30 protein-coding genes are annotated in these 14,470 nt (G+C 37.5%); 29 read left to right on the forward strand and 1 reads right to left on the reverse strand.

Annotated features, from left to right (window positions below; genetic code table 11):
* The first annotated feature begins 12 nt into the window (after positions 1-12).
* The 24 genes from ACQKOG_RS11310 to ACQKOG_RS11425 all read left to right on the forward strand — a co-directional run bounded on the left by ACQKOG_RS11310 (position 13) and on the right by ACQKOG_RS11425 (position 9,833).
* Entirely contained in the window at positions 13-369 is a 357-nt protein-coding gene (locus tag ACQKOG_RS11310; RefSeq protein WP_427446452.1) for a hypothetical protein, read from the forward strand.
* A 239-nt stretch (positions 370-608) separates the two neighbouring features.
* Positions 609-1,469, forward strand: coding sequence for a phage replisome organizer N-terminal domain-containing protein (locus ACQKOG_RS11315; RefSeq protein ID WP_427446454.1), 861 nt, complete (start codon positions 609-611; stop codon positions 1,467-1,469).
* Positions 1,411-2,262, forward strand: a complete 852-nt coding sequence (locus ACQKOG_RS11320) for an ATP-binding protein (RefSeq protein ID WP_427446456.1) — start codon at positions 1,411-1,413, stop codon at positions 2,260-2,262. Before ACQKOG_RS11315 ends, ACQKOG_RS11320 begins: the two co-directional genes overlap by 59 nt.
* Positions 2,263-2,303: 41 nt before the next feature.
* Entirely contained in the window at positions 2,304-2,519 is a 216-nt protein-coding gene (locus ACQKOG_RS11325) for a hypothetical protein (protein WP_427446458.1), read from the forward strand.
* Positions 2,516-2,722 carry a hypothetical protein gene (locus ACQKOG_RS11330; RefSeq protein WP_427446460.1) on the forward strand — a complete coding sequence of 69 codons (207 nt, stop codon included), beginning with the start codon at positions 2,516-2,518 and terminating at the stop codon, positions 2,720-2,722. Before ACQKOG_RS11325 ends, ACQKOG_RS11330 begins: the two co-directional genes overlap by 4 nt.
* On the forward strand, positions 2,715-3,089 hold the full coding sequence (locus tag ACQKOG_RS11335; protein ID WP_427446462.1) for a hypothetical protein: 375 nt from the start codon (positions 2,715-2,717) through the stop codon (positions 3,087-3,089). Before ACQKOG_RS11330 ends, ACQKOG_RS11335 begins: the two co-directional genes overlap by 8 nt.
* Complete coding sequence (locus ACQKOG_RS11340; RefSeq protein ID WP_427446464.1) at positions 3,086-3,535, forward strand: hypothetical protein; 450 nt, start codon at positions 3,086-3,088, stop codon at positions 3,533-3,535. Before ACQKOG_RS11335 ends, ACQKOG_RS11340 begins: the two co-directional genes overlap by 4 nt.
* Positions 3,528-3,989 (forward strand): hypothetical protein, encoded by a 462-nt coding sequence (locus ACQKOG_RS11345; protein ID WP_427446466.1) that lies wholly within the window; start codon positions 3,528-3,530, stop codon positions 3,987-3,989. Before ACQKOG_RS11340 ends, ACQKOG_RS11345 begins: the two co-directional genes overlap by 8 nt.
* On the forward strand, positions 3,982-4,170 hold the full coding sequence (locus tag ACQKOG_RS11350) for a hypothetical protein (RefSeq protein ID WP_427446468.1): 189 nt from the start codon (positions 3,982-3,984) through the stop codon (positions 4,168-4,170). Before ACQKOG_RS11345 ends, ACQKOG_RS11350 begins: the two co-directional genes overlap by 8 nt.
* Positions 4,167-4,406 (forward strand): hypothetical protein, encoded by a 240-nt coding sequence (locus ACQKOG_RS11355; protein ID WP_427446469.1) that lies wholly within the window; start codon positions 4,167-4,169, stop codon positions 4,404-4,406. The genes ACQKOG_RS11350 and ACQKOG_RS11355 overlap by 4 nt, the downstream gene beginning before the upstream one ends.
* Positions 4,403-4,834 carry a YopX family protein gene (locus ACQKOG_RS11360; RefSeq protein WP_427446471.1) on the forward strand — a complete coding sequence of 144 codons (432 nt, stop codon included), beginning with the start codon at positions 4,403-4,405 and terminating at the stop codon, positions 4,832-4,834. The genes ACQKOG_RS11355 and ACQKOG_RS11360 overlap by 4 nt, the downstream gene beginning before the upstream one ends.
* A complete protein-coding gene (locus ACQKOG_RS11365; RefSeq protein ID WP_427446473.1) occupies positions 4,831-5,106 on the forward strand; it encodes a hypothetical protein in 276 nt (91 codons plus the stop codon). The genes ACQKOG_RS11360 and ACQKOG_RS11365 overlap by 4 nt, the downstream gene beginning before the upstream one ends.
* Positions 5,103-5,597: a single-stranded DNA-binding protein gene (gene ssb / locus ACQKOG_RS11370; protein WP_427446475.1), complete on the forward strand. Its 495-nt coding sequence runs from the start codon at positions 5,103-5,105 to the stop codon at positions 5,595-5,597. The genes ACQKOG_RS11365 and ssb overlap by 4 nt, the downstream gene beginning before the upstream one ends.
* A 235-nt stretch (positions 5,598-5,832) precedes the next feature.
* Positions 5,833-6,090, forward strand: coding sequence for a hypothetical protein (locus ACQKOG_RS11375; RefSeq protein WP_427446477.1), 258 nt, complete (start codon positions 5,833-5,835; stop codon positions 6,088-6,090).
* Positions 6,090-6,254, forward strand: a complete 165-nt coding sequence (locus ACQKOG_RS11380; RefSeq protein ID WP_427446479.1) for a DUF6011 domain-containing protein — start codon at positions 6,090-6,092, stop codon at positions 6,252-6,254. Before ACQKOG_RS11375 ends, ACQKOG_RS11380 begins: the two co-directional genes overlap by 1 nt.
* Positions 6,255-6,329: 75 nt before the next feature.
* Positions 6,330-6,881: a hypothetical protein gene (locus ACQKOG_RS11385; RefSeq protein ID WP_427446481.1), complete on the forward strand. Its 552-nt coding sequence runs from the start codon at positions 6,330-6,332 to the stop codon at positions 6,879-6,881.
* Positions 6,882-6,891: 10 nt separating this feature from the next.
* Positions 6,892-7,299, forward strand: a complete 408-nt coding sequence (locus tag ACQKOG_RS11390) for a RusA family crossover junction endodeoxyribonuclease (protein WP_427446483.1) — start codon at positions 6,892-6,894, stop codon at positions 7,297-7,299.
* 433 nt (positions 7,300-7,732) lie between these two features.
* Positions 7,733-8,128, forward strand: a complete 396-nt coding sequence (locus ACQKOG_RS11395) for a hypothetical protein (protein WP_427446485.1) — start codon at positions 7,733-7,735, stop codon at positions 8,126-8,128.
* 76 nt (positions 8,129-8,204) lie between these two features.
* Entirely contained in the window at positions 8,205-8,429 is a 225-nt protein-coding gene (locus tag ACQKOG_RS11400) for a hypothetical protein (RefSeq protein ID WP_427446487.1), read from the forward strand.
* 36 nt (positions 8,430-8,465) lie between these two features.
* Positions 8,466-8,861 (forward strand): hypothetical protein, encoded by a 396-nt coding sequence (locus ACQKOG_RS11405; RefSeq protein ID WP_427446489.1) that lies wholly within the window; start codon positions 8,466-8,468, stop codon positions 8,859-8,861.
* 33 nt (positions 8,862-8,894) lie between these two features.
* The gene (locus ACQKOG_RS11410) at positions 8,895-9,206 is read left to right on the forward strand and encodes a hypothetical protein (protein ID WP_427446491.1); all 312 of its coding nucleotides are present in this window, start codon (positions 8,895-8,897) and stop codon (positions 9,204-9,206) included.
* A gap of 30 nt (positions 9,207-9,236) precedes the next feature.
* On the forward strand, positions 9,237-9,362 hold the full coding sequence (locus ACQKOG_RS11415; RefSeq protein ID WP_427446493.1) for a hypothetical protein: 126 nt from the start codon (positions 9,237-9,239) through the stop codon (positions 9,360-9,362).
* Between the two features lie 56 nt (positions 9,363-9,418).
* Positions 9,419-9,604: a hypothetical protein gene (locus ACQKOG_RS11420; protein ID WP_427446495.1), complete on the forward strand. Its 186-nt coding sequence runs from the start codon at positions 9,419-9,421 to the stop codon at positions 9,602-9,604.
* Between the two features lie 37 nt (positions 9,605-9,641).
* The gene (locus ACQKOG_RS11425; protein ID WP_427446497.1) at positions 9,642-9,833 is read left to right on the forward strand and encodes a hypothetical protein; all 192 of its coding nucleotides are present in this window, start codon (positions 9,642-9,644) and stop codon (positions 9,831-9,833) included.
* Positions 9,834-9,854: 21 nt separating this feature from the next.
* On the opposite strand, the gene ACQKOG_RS11430 is transcribed toward ACQKOG_RS11425, so the two are convergent.
* Positions 9,855-10,142, reverse strand: coding sequence for a transposase (locus ACQKOG_RS11430; protein WP_427446499.1), 288 nt, complete (start codon positions 10,140-10,142; stop codon positions 9,855-9,857).
* Between the two features lie 152 nt (positions 10,143-10,294).
* Here ACQKOG_RS11430 and ACQKOG_RS11435 point away from each other — a divergent pair, with 152 nt between their 5' ends.
* The 5 genes from ACQKOG_RS11435 to ACQKOG_RS11455 all read left to right on the forward strand — a co-directional run bounded on the left by ACQKOG_RS11435 (position 10,295) and on the right by ACQKOG_RS11455 (position 14,464).
* Positions 10,295-10,747: a hypothetical protein gene (locus ACQKOG_RS11435; protein ID WP_427446501.1), complete on the forward strand. Its 453-nt coding sequence runs from the start codon at positions 10,295-10,297 to the stop codon at positions 10,745-10,747.
* 470 nt (positions 10,748-11,217) lie between these two features.
* The gene (locus ACQKOG_RS11440) at positions 11,218-11,490 is read left to right on the forward strand and encodes a DUF2829 domain-containing protein (RefSeq protein ID WP_427446503.1); all 273 of its coding nucleotides are present in this window, start codon (positions 11,218-11,220) and stop codon (positions 11,488-11,490) included.
* A gap of 237 nt (positions 11,491-11,727) precedes the next feature.
* The gene (locus ACQKOG_RS11445) at positions 11,728-12,216 is read left to right on the forward strand and encodes a hypothetical protein (protein ID WP_427446505.1); all 489 of its coding nucleotides are present in this window, start codon (positions 11,728-11,730) and stop codon (positions 12,214-12,216) included.
* Positions 12,217-12,342: 126 nt separating this feature from the next.
* Positions 12,343-13,149 (forward strand): phage terminase small subunit, encoded by an 807-nt coding sequence (gene terS / locus ACQKOG_RS11450; RefSeq protein ID WP_427446507.1) that lies wholly within the window; start codon positions 12,343-12,345, stop codon positions 13,147-13,149.
* Positions 13,142-14,464 (forward strand): PBSX family phage terminase large subunit, encoded by a 1,323-nt coding sequence (locus ACQKOG_RS11455; protein WP_427446509.1) that lies wholly within the window; start codon positions 13,142-13,144, stop codon positions 14,462-14,464. The genes terS and ACQKOG_RS11455 overlap by 8 nt, the downstream gene beginning before the upstream one ends.
* Positions 14,465-14,470 lie beyond the last annotated feature (6 nt).

The raw sequence follows: 14,470 nt of genomic DNA on the forward strand, positions 1-14,470 counted from the left end.
GGGACATTAACAATGGATAAAATATTAAGATTCGAAAAAGCACCTACTCTTAAGGATTTAGAAGGATTAAGTGTTAATGGCGGAACTTTTGAAATTGGAGACGGATTTATTCAAAAAAATACAATTGTAATGAATGTACCCGATACTTTTAGGTTTACTACAAAAATCGAAGTATATAGCTATGAAAATGGCATTTGTGATTTAATCATGTCGCAGTTTTTAACAAGAGGACCTGAATTGTGGGAAATGGGTGATGCTTTTTATCGCATTGGCTTCAATGATGAAGGAAACACAGAACAACAATTACGATACTTATGTAACGAATTAATAAATCGCGGCTTAGTGGATTGGGTTGAAAATGATGCTTGAACAACTACAACAAGCATACGAAACGGCACTGAAAAATCTAGTTTTTGTGGATTTTGTGAATAAATCCGTGATTAAAAAAATGAATATTGCGAATATGGAGGTTGGGAATGAACAATGAATTTTGGAGAGGTGTTCATCGTTGGATGAAAGAACTACCTCCAGCACCAAAATGGACAGCGTGGCATCATAAAACGTTTAATCGACCACGTAGAAAGCGTAAGTAGGAGGGGCGAGGGCAAATGGCTGAAATCACTTGGATTAAGCTACGTACTGACATGTTCGACAACACAAAAATCCGTTTGATTGAGAAGTTACCAGAGGGCGACACGATCTTAGTCATTTGGGTGAAGTTGTTGGCAGCCGCGGGCAAGGCGAATTGTAACGGATACATCATGTTAAGCGAAAATATTCCAATGAATGTAGAAGAAATGGCAGTTATTTTCGACAGGCCACTAAACACTGTCAGATTGGCTATAGAAGCGTTTAAACGGTACGGGATGATTGAGTTAGATGATAGCGAAATCGTTCGTATTAAGAACTGGGAAACACATCAAAACATTGACGGTATGGAACGTATCCGGGAACAGAATAGAATACGCAAACAAAAACAACGTGAACGGGAAAAAAATAAGGAATTACCAGCACCAAAGCAGGACAATCACGTGACAAAAAACGATGGTCACACAATGTCACGTGACAGTCACGCAACAGAGACAGACTTAGACTTAGATAAAGACTTAGATATAGATAAAGACAAAGACATACAACAGACAGTTAGTCAGTCGTCCGTTTCATCTCAAAAATTATTTACTTTCTTTACAACAAGATTGAACCGTTTCCCAAGTGAGCAATTAAGAGAGGACATTAATTTCTACTTGGATACCTATAACGATGGTGATTTAATTATCGAAGCATTTAACAGATCACTTGCAGATGGTCGTGTGAAAGCTAAAGAAAAGTACGCTTTAGGTACATTACGAAACTGGAAACATGAAGGCGTAACATCTATCCAACTATTAGAACAAAAGGAGGCGCAGAAACTTGCAGGCGATCAAGGAAACAATACAGGCAATGGGTACACGGTTGAACTGGGCTTCTGATAAGTATTGCTTTAAACATGACGAAGAGAAATTTCCTACAGGAATCAGGATGCTTGAAATGTTGAAAGGCTCTGGGAAATTTGAGTGTCCTATGTGTTTCAGAGAAGGCAACAACGCTGTTCTTGAAAAAGAGTATTCAGAAATCAAAAACGAACAAGAGCGAATGGCTAAGTTCAACACTCTTATAAAACGTAGCATCGTTCCTGATAAAACAATTCTTGATGCACGATTTAACACGTATCAGCTCAAAGAAGATGAACACGAGGCTAGAAAAAATGCTCGTCTAATGACGCAATATGCAGATGAAATCATTAGTGGACAAGTCTTTAATATCTTCCTGAATGGTACACCAGGTGTCGGTAAATCACATTTGAGTTACAGCTTATTGCACCGTGTAAATAACAACAGCGATAAAGAGAAGTCGTGCTTGTTCATCGACTTTGACCAGATGTTACGTGAAATACGAGGATCATTTAAAAATCCGGATAGCGTTTACACCGAGTTTTACTTTACGGACTTACTAAGCAAGGTTGATGTACTCGTTTTAGATGACCTTGGTGCAGAGGTTGGTAATGAGGATACAGATAAGAAAGCATCAGATTTCATAGGACGTATGCTGAGAGCTATTTCAAATGCTAGGCAGGATAAAGTAACCATCGTTACTACTAACCTATCAGGTAACAAGCTAAACGCTATTTACGACAGCAAAACTCTATCAAGGTTAAACAAGAATGCTAAGGTTGTGCTCTTTAAAGAGACTAAAGATAAACGTCGAGTGGACTTAGGATTTTAGATTATGAGGGGCGCACAGCCCCTTGATTGGAGGGTGAAGGGATGGCTAAGTGGGTGGAATTGCAATTTGTGGTTAAAAATCCTTATTGGCATATTACGAAAGACACTGTAGTTAAGGTCGAGGGAGAGCGATTTATCGTGAAACGAATCGATGGCATCGTGTTATTGGATGACGCGGTAGGGGAACCTAACTCGGTTAAAGTTTTTGCTAGAGGTGTTCGTAGCGAAGTGGCAAGTGAAGGACGGTGTACTCAATGACCAATCCTAATCCATTCTCGGGAGTCGTTGATTTCTTAGCAAAGATGGGTGAAGCCTACCGTGAGTTTGAACTGAACGAACTCATGACCGAGCTTGAGGACTTCAACAATCGAAATTACAAAGATGCTGCTATTGATGTCGCTTTAGCTACTGGCGACCGTGAGGCCTTTAACAAATTAGTGGGGAGTGAATTGAATGGCTGAAAAAGTGAAGGTTAGTCGTGAGGTTAAAGAAGCGAGAGAATCCGTGTTGAAAAAATGGACTTTAACAGAAGTCTTTAACATGTGTACTGCTGATTTTGACGTTTTTCATGAAAACATGAAGGCATTGAGAAAATGGCATTACGAAAACAACGATGAGGGCGAAGGCTTGATGAATCTGCTTTTAGGTAATTACAAAGTTGAACTTTCACCAAAAGAACAAGTCTCGGATTACTACAGTGAAATCAAAAGTCATGTAGATTTTTCGGAATCTAAAGGTGAACTAAATAAGACTGGTGAGGATGCTCTTAAGATAATCAGGGACATTACAACGATATTAGGTCACAAAATCAAAGGAGTGAATGAGTGATGAACCCAGAACAGTTGAATGCCATTAAAGAACGGGTGGCGAATGCTACACCGGGACCGTGGGAATCAGGGCAAATTGAAGGTGAAAAAAGTTATTGTGTAATAGACAACGATAGTTTTATAGGTAAAGGCATGTTGCGTAAGGACTCAGAGTTCATAGCACACGCTCAAGAAGATGTGCCAGCGCTTGTTACTGAGGTTGAACGATTAAAAGCCGATAGAGAACGATGGTTTAAACGTGAGTCTAGTTTACAAAAAGAAATTGAACGTTTACAGGCGATTGAAATTGAATCTGATAGTAAATTATGCGAACAGAAAAAGGGGATTGAGCTTCTACGTAAAGCACTAGAAAAAGTCATGGAAGTTGAAGCACCGATCATGGAAGGTTGGGAAACGTCTGTTTACGAAATTGCTCGTAAGGCATTAGGTGGTGAAGTTCATGACTAAACGTAATTTCAATGGCTTAATTGTACGTCATAGAAAATCAGCAGTGTTTTTCGAGAGAGAAACAGATTTAAATATTGAAGGTTATGTATCTCCTTACTGGAAAGATAAAACACCTGTAATTCAGCCAAGTGAGCTGGAATGCGAGTACACATTTTCCCAAGATGAATTTAAAGAGTTTTTAGCTTACATGGAGAGAATTGCAAATGAGGCTTGGAAGAACTTCACGCCGAAAGAAGCAGATAGCATGGGTGCTGATTACTACGAATATTACGACAGGGATTTTGATAACAACGGATATTTAAATATTGGTAAATACTATATCAGCGTCGACGGTCCAGCAAATCAACCGAAAACAAACAATCCAATTGTTCGATTATACAAATTCAACAAGCGTAAATTTGAATCTTTTGTTTATGACTTACACAAAGCATTGGAGGATGGAGCTCATGAATGAACAATTTCTAATCGATCAAATCATTTTGCATTCACAGCTGTATAAGAAATACCAGTACAAAGAAAACGAAATAGGGTTTTATCAAAATCTAGAGGCTTTACGAGTGCTGAAAGGTCTTGGTACTCAAGATGATGCATTGGATTATGCAATTGCATTAACAGAAGGGGTGAAGGCTGCATGAGAAAACGTAACGGCATTCCAATCGACATACCTAGTGCTCGTAAGAAGGTTTCGATTGTTAAAACTAAGCAACCTGCGGAGTACAACAAATATAAGACGTTCGCAACGATGTTCAAGAAAGAAAATGGTCAGAGAATATGGGCTACGGTACCAGTCGCACATCCGGATTTTAAATCACTGAAAAAAGAGGGATTCCAAATAGTCGAGGTGTGGAATAAGGGGGAGGCTACGGCATGATGGAGAAAAAATTTCGATATACATTCGAACATGTTCTGACAGGAAATATTGAACAGAAGATTTATACATTAAGCCAATTAGAAGAACGAACTGTAAAGGAATTATCACCATGCTTTAATGCGGAGTTTGGCTACAAATTGATTGGTAGAGATGATTTCACAGGCTTAAAGGACAAGAACGGCAAGGAGATTTATGAGGGGGATGTAGTTAAGAATAGTAGATGTGGAAGTAATCAATTGTTGCATGTTAAATGGACAGATGCTATAGAAGTAGTTTCGTCAGATGGTGTTGAATGGACGAGACAAAAGCCCGGATTTGTCTTTGAAAAAATCGGCAAGGGTATGACTTATGTATTTATAGCCAGCAAAGACTTAGAGGTCATTGGCAACATTTACGAAAACCCTGAATTATTGGAGGAAACAGCATGAGTGAGAATAAATTTCGCAAAGGCGACATCATACACAATCGTTATGCTGGCCATCCATCAGTCAAATATTTTATCTACTTAGGTGTTTCAGGTAGATACGTAAACGGTCTTGAACTACGAGAAGGTAAAGGTATCAAAAAGTGTCAGTATTACAAAAGTTCCATGAACGAAATGTTAGATGGTGAGCCAGCCTTTCAAGTTGTTGGACATACAAATGCTTTTGATGTGATGAAACAAGATTTACTGAAATTTATTGAGGAGGAAATAGCTTGAATCAAACTCAACTAATCGGGCGATTAACAAAGGATCCAGAGCTCAAGTATAGCCAGTCAGGTGTATCAGTTGCACGTTTTACCTTGGCAGTCAATCGAGAGATGAAAAGGGATGAAGCAGATTTCATTAATTGCATCGCTTTTAATAAAGTTGCTGAAAGTCTAGCGAATTATCAAAAGAAGGGCAGCAGAATAGGTGTTGTTGGACGCATTCAAACAGGTAGCTATGAAAATCAACAAGGGCAAAGAATTTTCACTACTGATGTTATAGCCAATAGCATCGAGTTCTTGGACACTCGTTCTGAAAGCACAGGAGGCGCACAGAGCACTTCAAACTACGAATCTAGTACAAATTATCATGGAGCAAATCAAAACGGTTCACAAGGGCAGAATTACGGTAATAATCAACCGAATTATTCTAGGGTTAATGAAGATCCATTTGCAAATAGTAAGGGGCCGATTGAGGTTAGCAGTGATGATCTACCATTTTGAGAAGCTTAAAGGGGTGAGGGTATGGGATACAGCTACCAACGCGGCGATAATGTACCAAAATCAACGCCATTCATGTTGCAAGTAGCGACACGAAAAAGCCGGGAATATTACAAAGGCCGGACAATTTTTATCGATAATGTCGAGCATGTGATCGCGAGCATTTCGAGGGTTGAAGTAGGCGACGACATAGTGAAAATAATCGGAAAATGTAAACCGAGAGGGAAAAGGTGAGTTTATGAGCGTAACAAAGACACCACAAGCTTTTGATATAGATGGTAAACAATTAGAACGTGGCGATGTTGTAGAAATCGCGAAACCTGAAAGCGACCATCGTTGGTTAAAGGTCGGTAATACTTTACGCGTATCCTATTGGGAAAATAGATCGTTCGGAAAAGGCGAATATATAGTCGTGTTTTTAGAGTCAAAAAAGGACGGTCGTTTGTGCCAACGTGGAGTACATGAAAAAAGTTTAAGAAAGGTAAGTGGAAATTAATGAAACAATGTGAACGTTGTAACCGCGAGCTAAAGTCACAGAAATCAATTGATGTTGGTATGGGTCCGACATGTAAGAAAAGACATGATGCTGAAATAGCTGAGGCTGAGTTCAAAAAGAATCAAATCACTATGGATGAAGTAGTGGAAAGTAAAACGGCTTAAATATACACGCTGCTGGTAGAACGGCATTAGGTTGTTTTATCAGCAGACTTCTAAGAGTGCTATTAAGGAGGAACTATGGCAAAGACTGAGATAACAGAGAAATTAGAAAAAGCTATTTCTGTAGCTACAAATAAAATAGGGGTTTTCTCGTGTTTTGAGGTCACTATAGGATTCGGCGGAAATGAACGAGTAGATTATCTAACGCTGGATACAAAAAATATTTGGCGGTGCTATGAAGTGAAGGCTTCTGTAGCTGATTTCAGAAGCAAGGCTAAGAAATCGTTTGTTGGCCACTATAACTACTTTGTAATGACACGGGAACTTTTTGAATCAGTGAAAAATGAAATCCCGAAACATATAGGAGTGTACGTCTATGGTACATGTGTAAAAAGAGCGCAAAAACAAGAACTTTTAATCGAGGATGACATATTAAAACTATCGTTGATTAGGTCTTTATCAAGAGATGCAACAAAACTCTATCAAAGTGAGAATCCGAGAGTTATAGAAAACTTCAAAAGAAACATCTCGCGATTAGAGAGCGAACGTGATCAATATAGAAACCAAGTTAGAGAGTTAATCGCGGCTGGTAGTGAACAACTAGGGCATAGATGGCATTTAAACGTTTAGGAGGGCAAACATGAACGTACTCACATTTGAAATACCAGGAGATGTGCAGGCACAACAAAGACCACGAGTAACACGAAATGGCACATTCGATCCAAAAGAATCCAAAGACTATAAATCATTCGTGAGATTGGTAGCTTCACAAATAGCACCTGATGAACTTATTACCGAGGAGATAAGACTAAGCATCGATGTCTATCGCAAGATACCGAAATCATACAGCAAGAAAAAGCATCAGCAAGCTGTAGATGGCGTTTTAAGACCAACAACTAAACCAGACATCGACAATTTAGTGAAGGGCATTAAAGATGGTTTGAGCAAGGTTTTATGGCATGACGATAGCCAAGTGACAGAGTTGGTTGCTCGTAAGTTGTATTCGGATAATCCAAGGGCTGTAGTAACGCTTGAATGGGGTGCCTGAATGAACACAGTACGCAAGGAAATCAAACAGCGTAGAGCAAGGCTAATCAATCAACAGGACCACATAGCTTTTCTTCAGTGTCGTGGATGTCCGAAACGTGGAGCTTATGATCCATCCAAAAAATGCAGAAGATGCAAGACTTATAGGCAACTACGGAGCATCGGGAAAGAGCTTGAGCAGATTAGTCGTTTGCGTAGGTGGAATAAGTAATAAATAAAAATCCTCGAGAAATGGAGTCCCGACCAGACCTTCTCGAGGAAAAAATAAATACTATTAAGGATATAAATAGTATAACTTTTCTGAAAACTTTTGTAAAGGTTATTTGTGTTAAGTAACAATAAAGATGTTTAATTAATAAGGCTAGAAGTGGCATTCTTACGTTGCAAAATGGCAGCTAACTAAAAATAAAGTTGTTTAAAAAGAAGGTTTGTTGATGAAATGTTCAATATGGCTTAAAAATTTGGAAGGGAAATTATTTGAAGTAGATAACACTTTAAATTCAGAACTTTTTATTGCTGAAAAGAAAAGTGAAACCCTATTAAATTGCAATAAAAACGATTTAATTATGTACTCTACACCTTCAAGATTATTTCAAAGTTGTTATGAAGTTATTTATAAGAGTGATAACAAAGCAGTTACCGAAGCGATTATCGATGAAATCACACGAACATTAAAAGAGAAATCACAATTACTTAAACAACGACAAGCTCTGAAGAAAATGAATGATGTTACTGTTTATAAATTCATTGAAGATATTAACAGTCAGTTAAGAAATGAGTACTTTGAGTTGGACATTGAGGATTTAATGAAAAGAATGGAGTTGAATTAAACAACTTTATTGTAAATGTAACAACTTTATTTGTAATCAACAATTTGAAAGAAATTGTGAATTGGGTGGATCTAACATGGCAAGATACCTTGTTTATCAAAGTTATATAAAACCTTCGAAAGTGAAGGGAAAATTACCAGATGTCATATACGAATATATCGCTAATGATTCTACCGTCGGATGGCATTATACATTTACGAAGAATATTGAAAACGCCTATTTCTTCGATGAATTTGAACTTGAATTAGCTAAAGAAATTGTTGAGCTTTGGAACTTAAAATTGAAAAAGTTAGATGTGTAATTGAAAGATTTTGTTCAGAGAGGAATGGGAATTTTTATGTGGAAAATTGTACTTTATGACATAAATATTTATTGGAATGATAAAAGCAAACTTGCGGTTTTGAAAGAAGTACCTAATGAGCCAAGTAAAGAATCTTTATTGGATATCGAAGGTAACAAGTTTAAATGGTGTGCAATTGACCATGAAACTAAATTATTTGCTGTAAAGCCAGTTAGCATAACTGACGAAGACGATCTTGATGAAATATATGAAACAGATGAAGAAGATTGGACATGTCCATTCTGCGGTTATGTTGACCATGATGCTTTTGAATGTCCAGATAATGAAGAAAGGAACTGTCCTGGGTGCCAGTCAGTCGTTGAACACGAAAGAGTAGTTACTTATTCATATGTCGTCACACCAGTAAAGAAGGCCAAAGTACAACAATATTAGAAAGATTTTGTGCAGATGAAAGGGGAAATGACGTTGATTATTTACAAGGCAGTTCAAACGGATATGATGGGTTTCACTGTCAAAGAAGCATTCTTTGATAGCAAAAATAAAGCTAAAAAAGCACTTCGCAAAATGATTAAGGCAATTAAACATGAACTAGTCCAAGAGGGTGAAACAACGCATTTATCTGTTCCTATTGAACATTGTAAGATACCTATTCTTTTTGATGAAAAGACTACAACTTATCAGGTAATGGCAGAGGTTTGGGTTGAATACGGTGGTGAGGAACCAGAGTGGGATCAAACTGTTTTACATTTTGGAATCGAAAAAATTATGGTTAGTTGAAAGAAAATGTATAGAAAGGTGGTAACTAAAATGAATCCAGAACACAAATACAGCACGTATTCAACGGATTACTTAAACCGAGACGACAGACGTAAAAAAGGTCAGCGTAGTGGTTTTAAAATCCCAGCTACATTACCTAAGAAGAACAAAAAATAATCTACAATCTGAAGATCAATCGAAAGAAATTGTTCAGTAAGGAGAGAAGGATTAATATGTCTGAAAATGAACTATATGATTTTATAAAAGAGCTACAAGGTAGTAGTGTAGAACTTTATAGTTTTGTAGCAGAAAACTGTGATAAAAATTTAACAGAGGATGAAATTGACGACTTGGTATCTGACCTAGAATCAGACAGTTTAAGTTTAAGAGAATTTGTAATTAGAGCATTAGAAGATTAAATTTACTGCACATTATGAGCAAATTGGAGGTGAAATTATGAGCAATCAAACTTTATGCTGTGATTATTGCGAGAGCACACACCGAGAAGTGCATATTATCGAAAAACCAAAACGATTTGCCTTGAATGCTAAAGTTTATGATTTAACACAAGCCAATACGGATGGACGAGAAGTGGATAACATTTGCTTAGAATGTTTGAAAGAGCAAATCGAAAATTATGTTATCTAATTACACAATGTGAGGAAAAGGTTATCTTTCTTCCAATGCCATAATCATTAATCTGTAAATGATGAATACCCCGAGGTAAGCGCCAGTCACCAAGAAAAAGGGATTTAAAAAGATTGCATGAATTGTAGTCATAAGCACAGCATCATCGACAATGATTTGGTAAATGGTTGTGGACGCAATACTACCGAAAATTATTGTTGATATAACAGCGACTATATTAAAAATCATTTTGAATTTATCGCTTTTATGTTGTAGATAAACCATAACCGAAGGGACAACTATGCTAGAGGTAACTAATAAGATTTTCAAAATGTCACTCCTTTTTACACATTATACCCTTAGGGATTTGCAGATAAACAGAAAAGCCGCAGCGTGTTCAGACGCTACAGCTAAGAATTGGTTTATGCCCTTTGACGGTGCTTAACAACTCTAGTATATCACACCGTAGGAGGGCAAACCTAATGGGTAAAATTGGGCAAAAACATTACAACGCTACAGAGGTATTAGAAATTATCGATCGCTACAGTCACATGAAAAGAGCTTTGGGATTTGATTTTGAGAGTCCGTATGCAAATGATATTATGGTCGCTGATTACGATAACGTTGGAATGCCAAGAGGCAAGTATAGAATCAGTGATCCGACGCCTAAGCAGGCATTCATGAACAAATGCATACTGCCAGAACGATTAGTAAATGAGTACAACGAAAAGATTGATTTTATCGACGAATACTCTACGCATTTAAGAAAAGAACGTGAGATAACTGTACTTCACTGGAAACTATCAGGTATGAAAACAAAACACATTGCTAAATTAGAAGGAATTACAGATAGACATGTACGCCGCATTCTTAATGATGTAGCACAAAAAATGTCCGAAATGTCCGTTATGTCCGAAATGTCTAATGTTTCGTGAGAGCTAAGTAAAAATTGTATACTGAAGGGGAGGTCGGACAGGTAAATGTTTCTTCCCTTGGTATTTATCAAATCCTAAATATTAGGGAAAGACAGACCGACGACCGACCTGCGCTCCACAAACTTATTCGGAGCATGACAAACTTGGCCGGCCCATATTTTTTAAGAGATTAGGTATCTTAATTAATATAAAAGGCTAAAAATTGCTGAAGGAGTGGTTTTTATGTGAACTTCGTCCACTTTCCATGATTCAGTCAAACTTACTAAAACAAACTTACTGAGCAACAAAGTGCACGGAAATGCACTATAAACAAAAACGCAATTCGCTTTACAATTATAACGTGGTGTAGCTCTACCACGGTTTCAAAAGTGAGCTAACTCGACAATTACAATTAAATATTACACCGCAGTAGACGAGCCTTACACCTAGCACGGTAAGGCTTTTTATTATGCTTTAAAGGAGGAATTAAGATGAATTTCGGTCAAGCGATTGAAGCTTTAAAATCTGGCGATAAAGTAGCTAGAGAAGGTTGGAATGGCAAAGGAATGTTCGTTGTCTATCAAAAAGGTTATCCAAACGGTATTCCTTGCAATAAACAAACTGCCGAAGCATGGGGACTTAATGAGGGAGATTTATTCAAGGTTAGACCATACCTACAATTAAGAACAGCTCAAGGCGATCATGCAATGTGGGCCCCTAGTACAAGTGATGCATTAGCAGATGATTGGGAAATCGTTAAATAAGCCTTCTAACGAGGGCTTTTTCTTTTGCTTTGAAAACTGCATCAAACAGCCAAACAAATAATAATGGACTAGTTTACGGGTGACCAAGTATCGCAGGAACATTAGATACCAAAGAGCACTGGGCATGCACTAGTAACCGATAGGGCGGAGTTTGGTGTAGTTTTGAGAGCAAAATTTGTAGAAAATTGTTCCAATTTATTACCTCTAGATTTAATATTGTTTTAGGGGGGATTGAAATTGATATATAACTTAGGTGTTGCGGAATGGGGCATAGTGATTAATTCTATACTAGCAGTACTAACTTTTTGTGCAGTGTTAGTTAGTATGTGGACAGTGATTATTAACAGTTACCCTAAAGGTAAAATGTTTTTAATAGAGGATGAAACACAAGTATTTCCTACATATGCTTTAAAACTTTATAACAAAAGAGTTGTACCAATTAACATAATACAAAGAGGTTTTTATCTAAAAAAGAAAAATTCTATTTCTATAATTCGCCAAAATGATAAGAGAGTTAAAATAGAAATGTCTGATGCATTATATTTTAAAGTTCAAATTGCTGAATTAAACCAAATTTTAATTGAAATGGATTACAAACCAGGTGACGAGTTAGTTTTATACGGTTTCTTTCAATGTGCTAATGGCAAGAGATATGAAAAACATACAAAACACGTTGTCGTAACCCCTGGAATTAAAATATCAACGAAATTACAAACATCTCGATAGAGGTGTTTTTATTTTGCCCTGAAAAGTGAGTATCGAGCAGTTTTCCCCTTTAACTGCTAGGGTAACGGTACTTACTTTTGAGAGTGAAATACATAACTGAATTGTTGGAGGTGGTGTTTATGAGATATGGCTAATTGGGATGAAATTAAACATGAGTGGGAAACCACAAAGATTACTCTTGCTGATCTTGCTGAAAAGCATGAGATAAAACTTGGCACATTGAAGAGCCGAAAGAGCCGCGAGAAATGGTCGAGGGATGCAACTAAAAAGGATGCAACCAAAACAGTGAAGGTTGCAACCAAAGAGAAACAGGTAGGAGCTCCTATAGGCAATGAGAATGCTAAGGGGAATAGAGGTAATCCTAATCCGACACCTAAGTTCGCAAAACGCAACTCAATCGCAGAGAAGCATGGTTTCTTTTCAAAGTTCCTACCAGAGGAAACACGCGAAATTATGGAAGCGATGAATGAGCGTTCCCCAGCTGATTTAATTTGGGATCAAATACAAATTCAATATGCTGCAATCATCAGGGCTCAACGAATCATGCATGTTGAATCAAAAGAGGAAATGATTAAGGAAATCAAAAAAGAGAAGTACGGCTATTCCGAAGTTGAGACAACTGACGAAGACGGTAAAACTTCATCAAAATACGAGCGTACATTGGACGAAGTAGAATACAATTTCCAATTCGCTTGGGAACGACAGGCGCAACTACTCACTGCTCAATCGAGAGCCATCGGGGAGTTGCGTTCTTCTATTCGTCAGTTTGTTGAGATGGCCGATGCTGATGATGAGCGTCGATTAAAACTAAAGAAGATGCAACTAGATGTAGACAAAACAACTGCCGAAATTGCTGTAATAAACAAATCCAACGGAACCCAAAAACGCGTTATCAATATCAATGACCCGTGGCGAGGTGATGATATTGGCTAATGAGGTTGAAATAGTTGAGTTCGATGTTACAAAAGAGGTCAATCCTCACTTTAAGGAAGTATGGGCAACTAAAAAACCGTATAACATTCTTAGGGGTGGTCGTAACTCGTTCAAATCATCCGTCATAGCGTTATTACTTGTTTATTTGATGGTGCGTATTATTGACCATGGTGAAAAAGGAAATATTGTTGTTATTCGTAAAGTCGGCAAAACGATTCGAGATTCAGTGTATTTAAAAATTCAATGGGCCATTAATAAGTTTGGTATGATGGACGAATTTGACGCAACTGTTTCCCCATTTAAAATCGTCCACAGGGATACAGGCTCCACATTTTATTTTTACGGTTCAGATGATTTTCAAAAACTCAAATCAAATGACATCGGCAATATATTGGCAGTTTGGTATGAGGAAGCCGCTGAATTTAAAGACGCTGAGGAATTTGACCAAACTAATACAACGTTTATGCGACAGAAACACGAGCTATTTAAAGCCGTGTTATTTTTTTGGTCTTATAACCCACCACGTAATCCATATCACTGGATAAATGAATGGTCATCAGCAATGGAAAATTCACCTAATCATTTGGTTCACCATTCGAGCTATTTGAATGACGAGCTCGGCTTTGTTACAGAGCAGATGTTAGAGGAAATCAACCGTATTAAAGAAAATGACCTTGATTATTATTTGTATTTGTACGAGGGCTTACCAGTAGGTCTAGGAACGAACATTTACAACATCAATCTATTTAAGCTTATCGACGATATCCCAGAAGATGAGCACATTATTTTAATTGATGTAGCAACCGATACTGGTCACCAAGTTTCAGCTACAACTCATGGTGCCTTTGCATTTACCAATAAGCATAATGTTATTTTGCTAGACACTTATTATTACAGTCCTGCAGGTAAGGTGAATAAAAAAGCGCCGAGTGAACTATCGAAGGATTATAAAGAGTGGATGGATAGCGTTAAGAAAGATTACAACAGTAATTTCGATGTACAAACTATCGATTCAGCAGAGGGTGCTTTACGTAATCAGATATATAAAGATTACGGCATTCGATTGCATCCAGTCGCTAAAGGTAAAAAGGTCGATATGATTGATTACACATACGATTTATTGGCACAAGGGCGCATGTATGTATTGCGTACTAAACGTAACGAGGTCTTCATTGATGAACATAAAAAATATCAGTGGGATCCAGATACATTAGAAAGCGCCGACCCAAAAGTAATTAAAGAGGATGATCATACTTGTGACATGTTCCAATATTACGTTAAGGACAATCTCCGTAAACTCGGACTGAAATATTAAGGTGGT

This window comes from Lysinibacillus sp. NPDC093216, assembly GCF_050280325.1.
Taxonomy (GTDB): Bacteria; Bacillota; Bacilli; order Bacillales_A; family Planococcaceae; genus Lysinibacillus.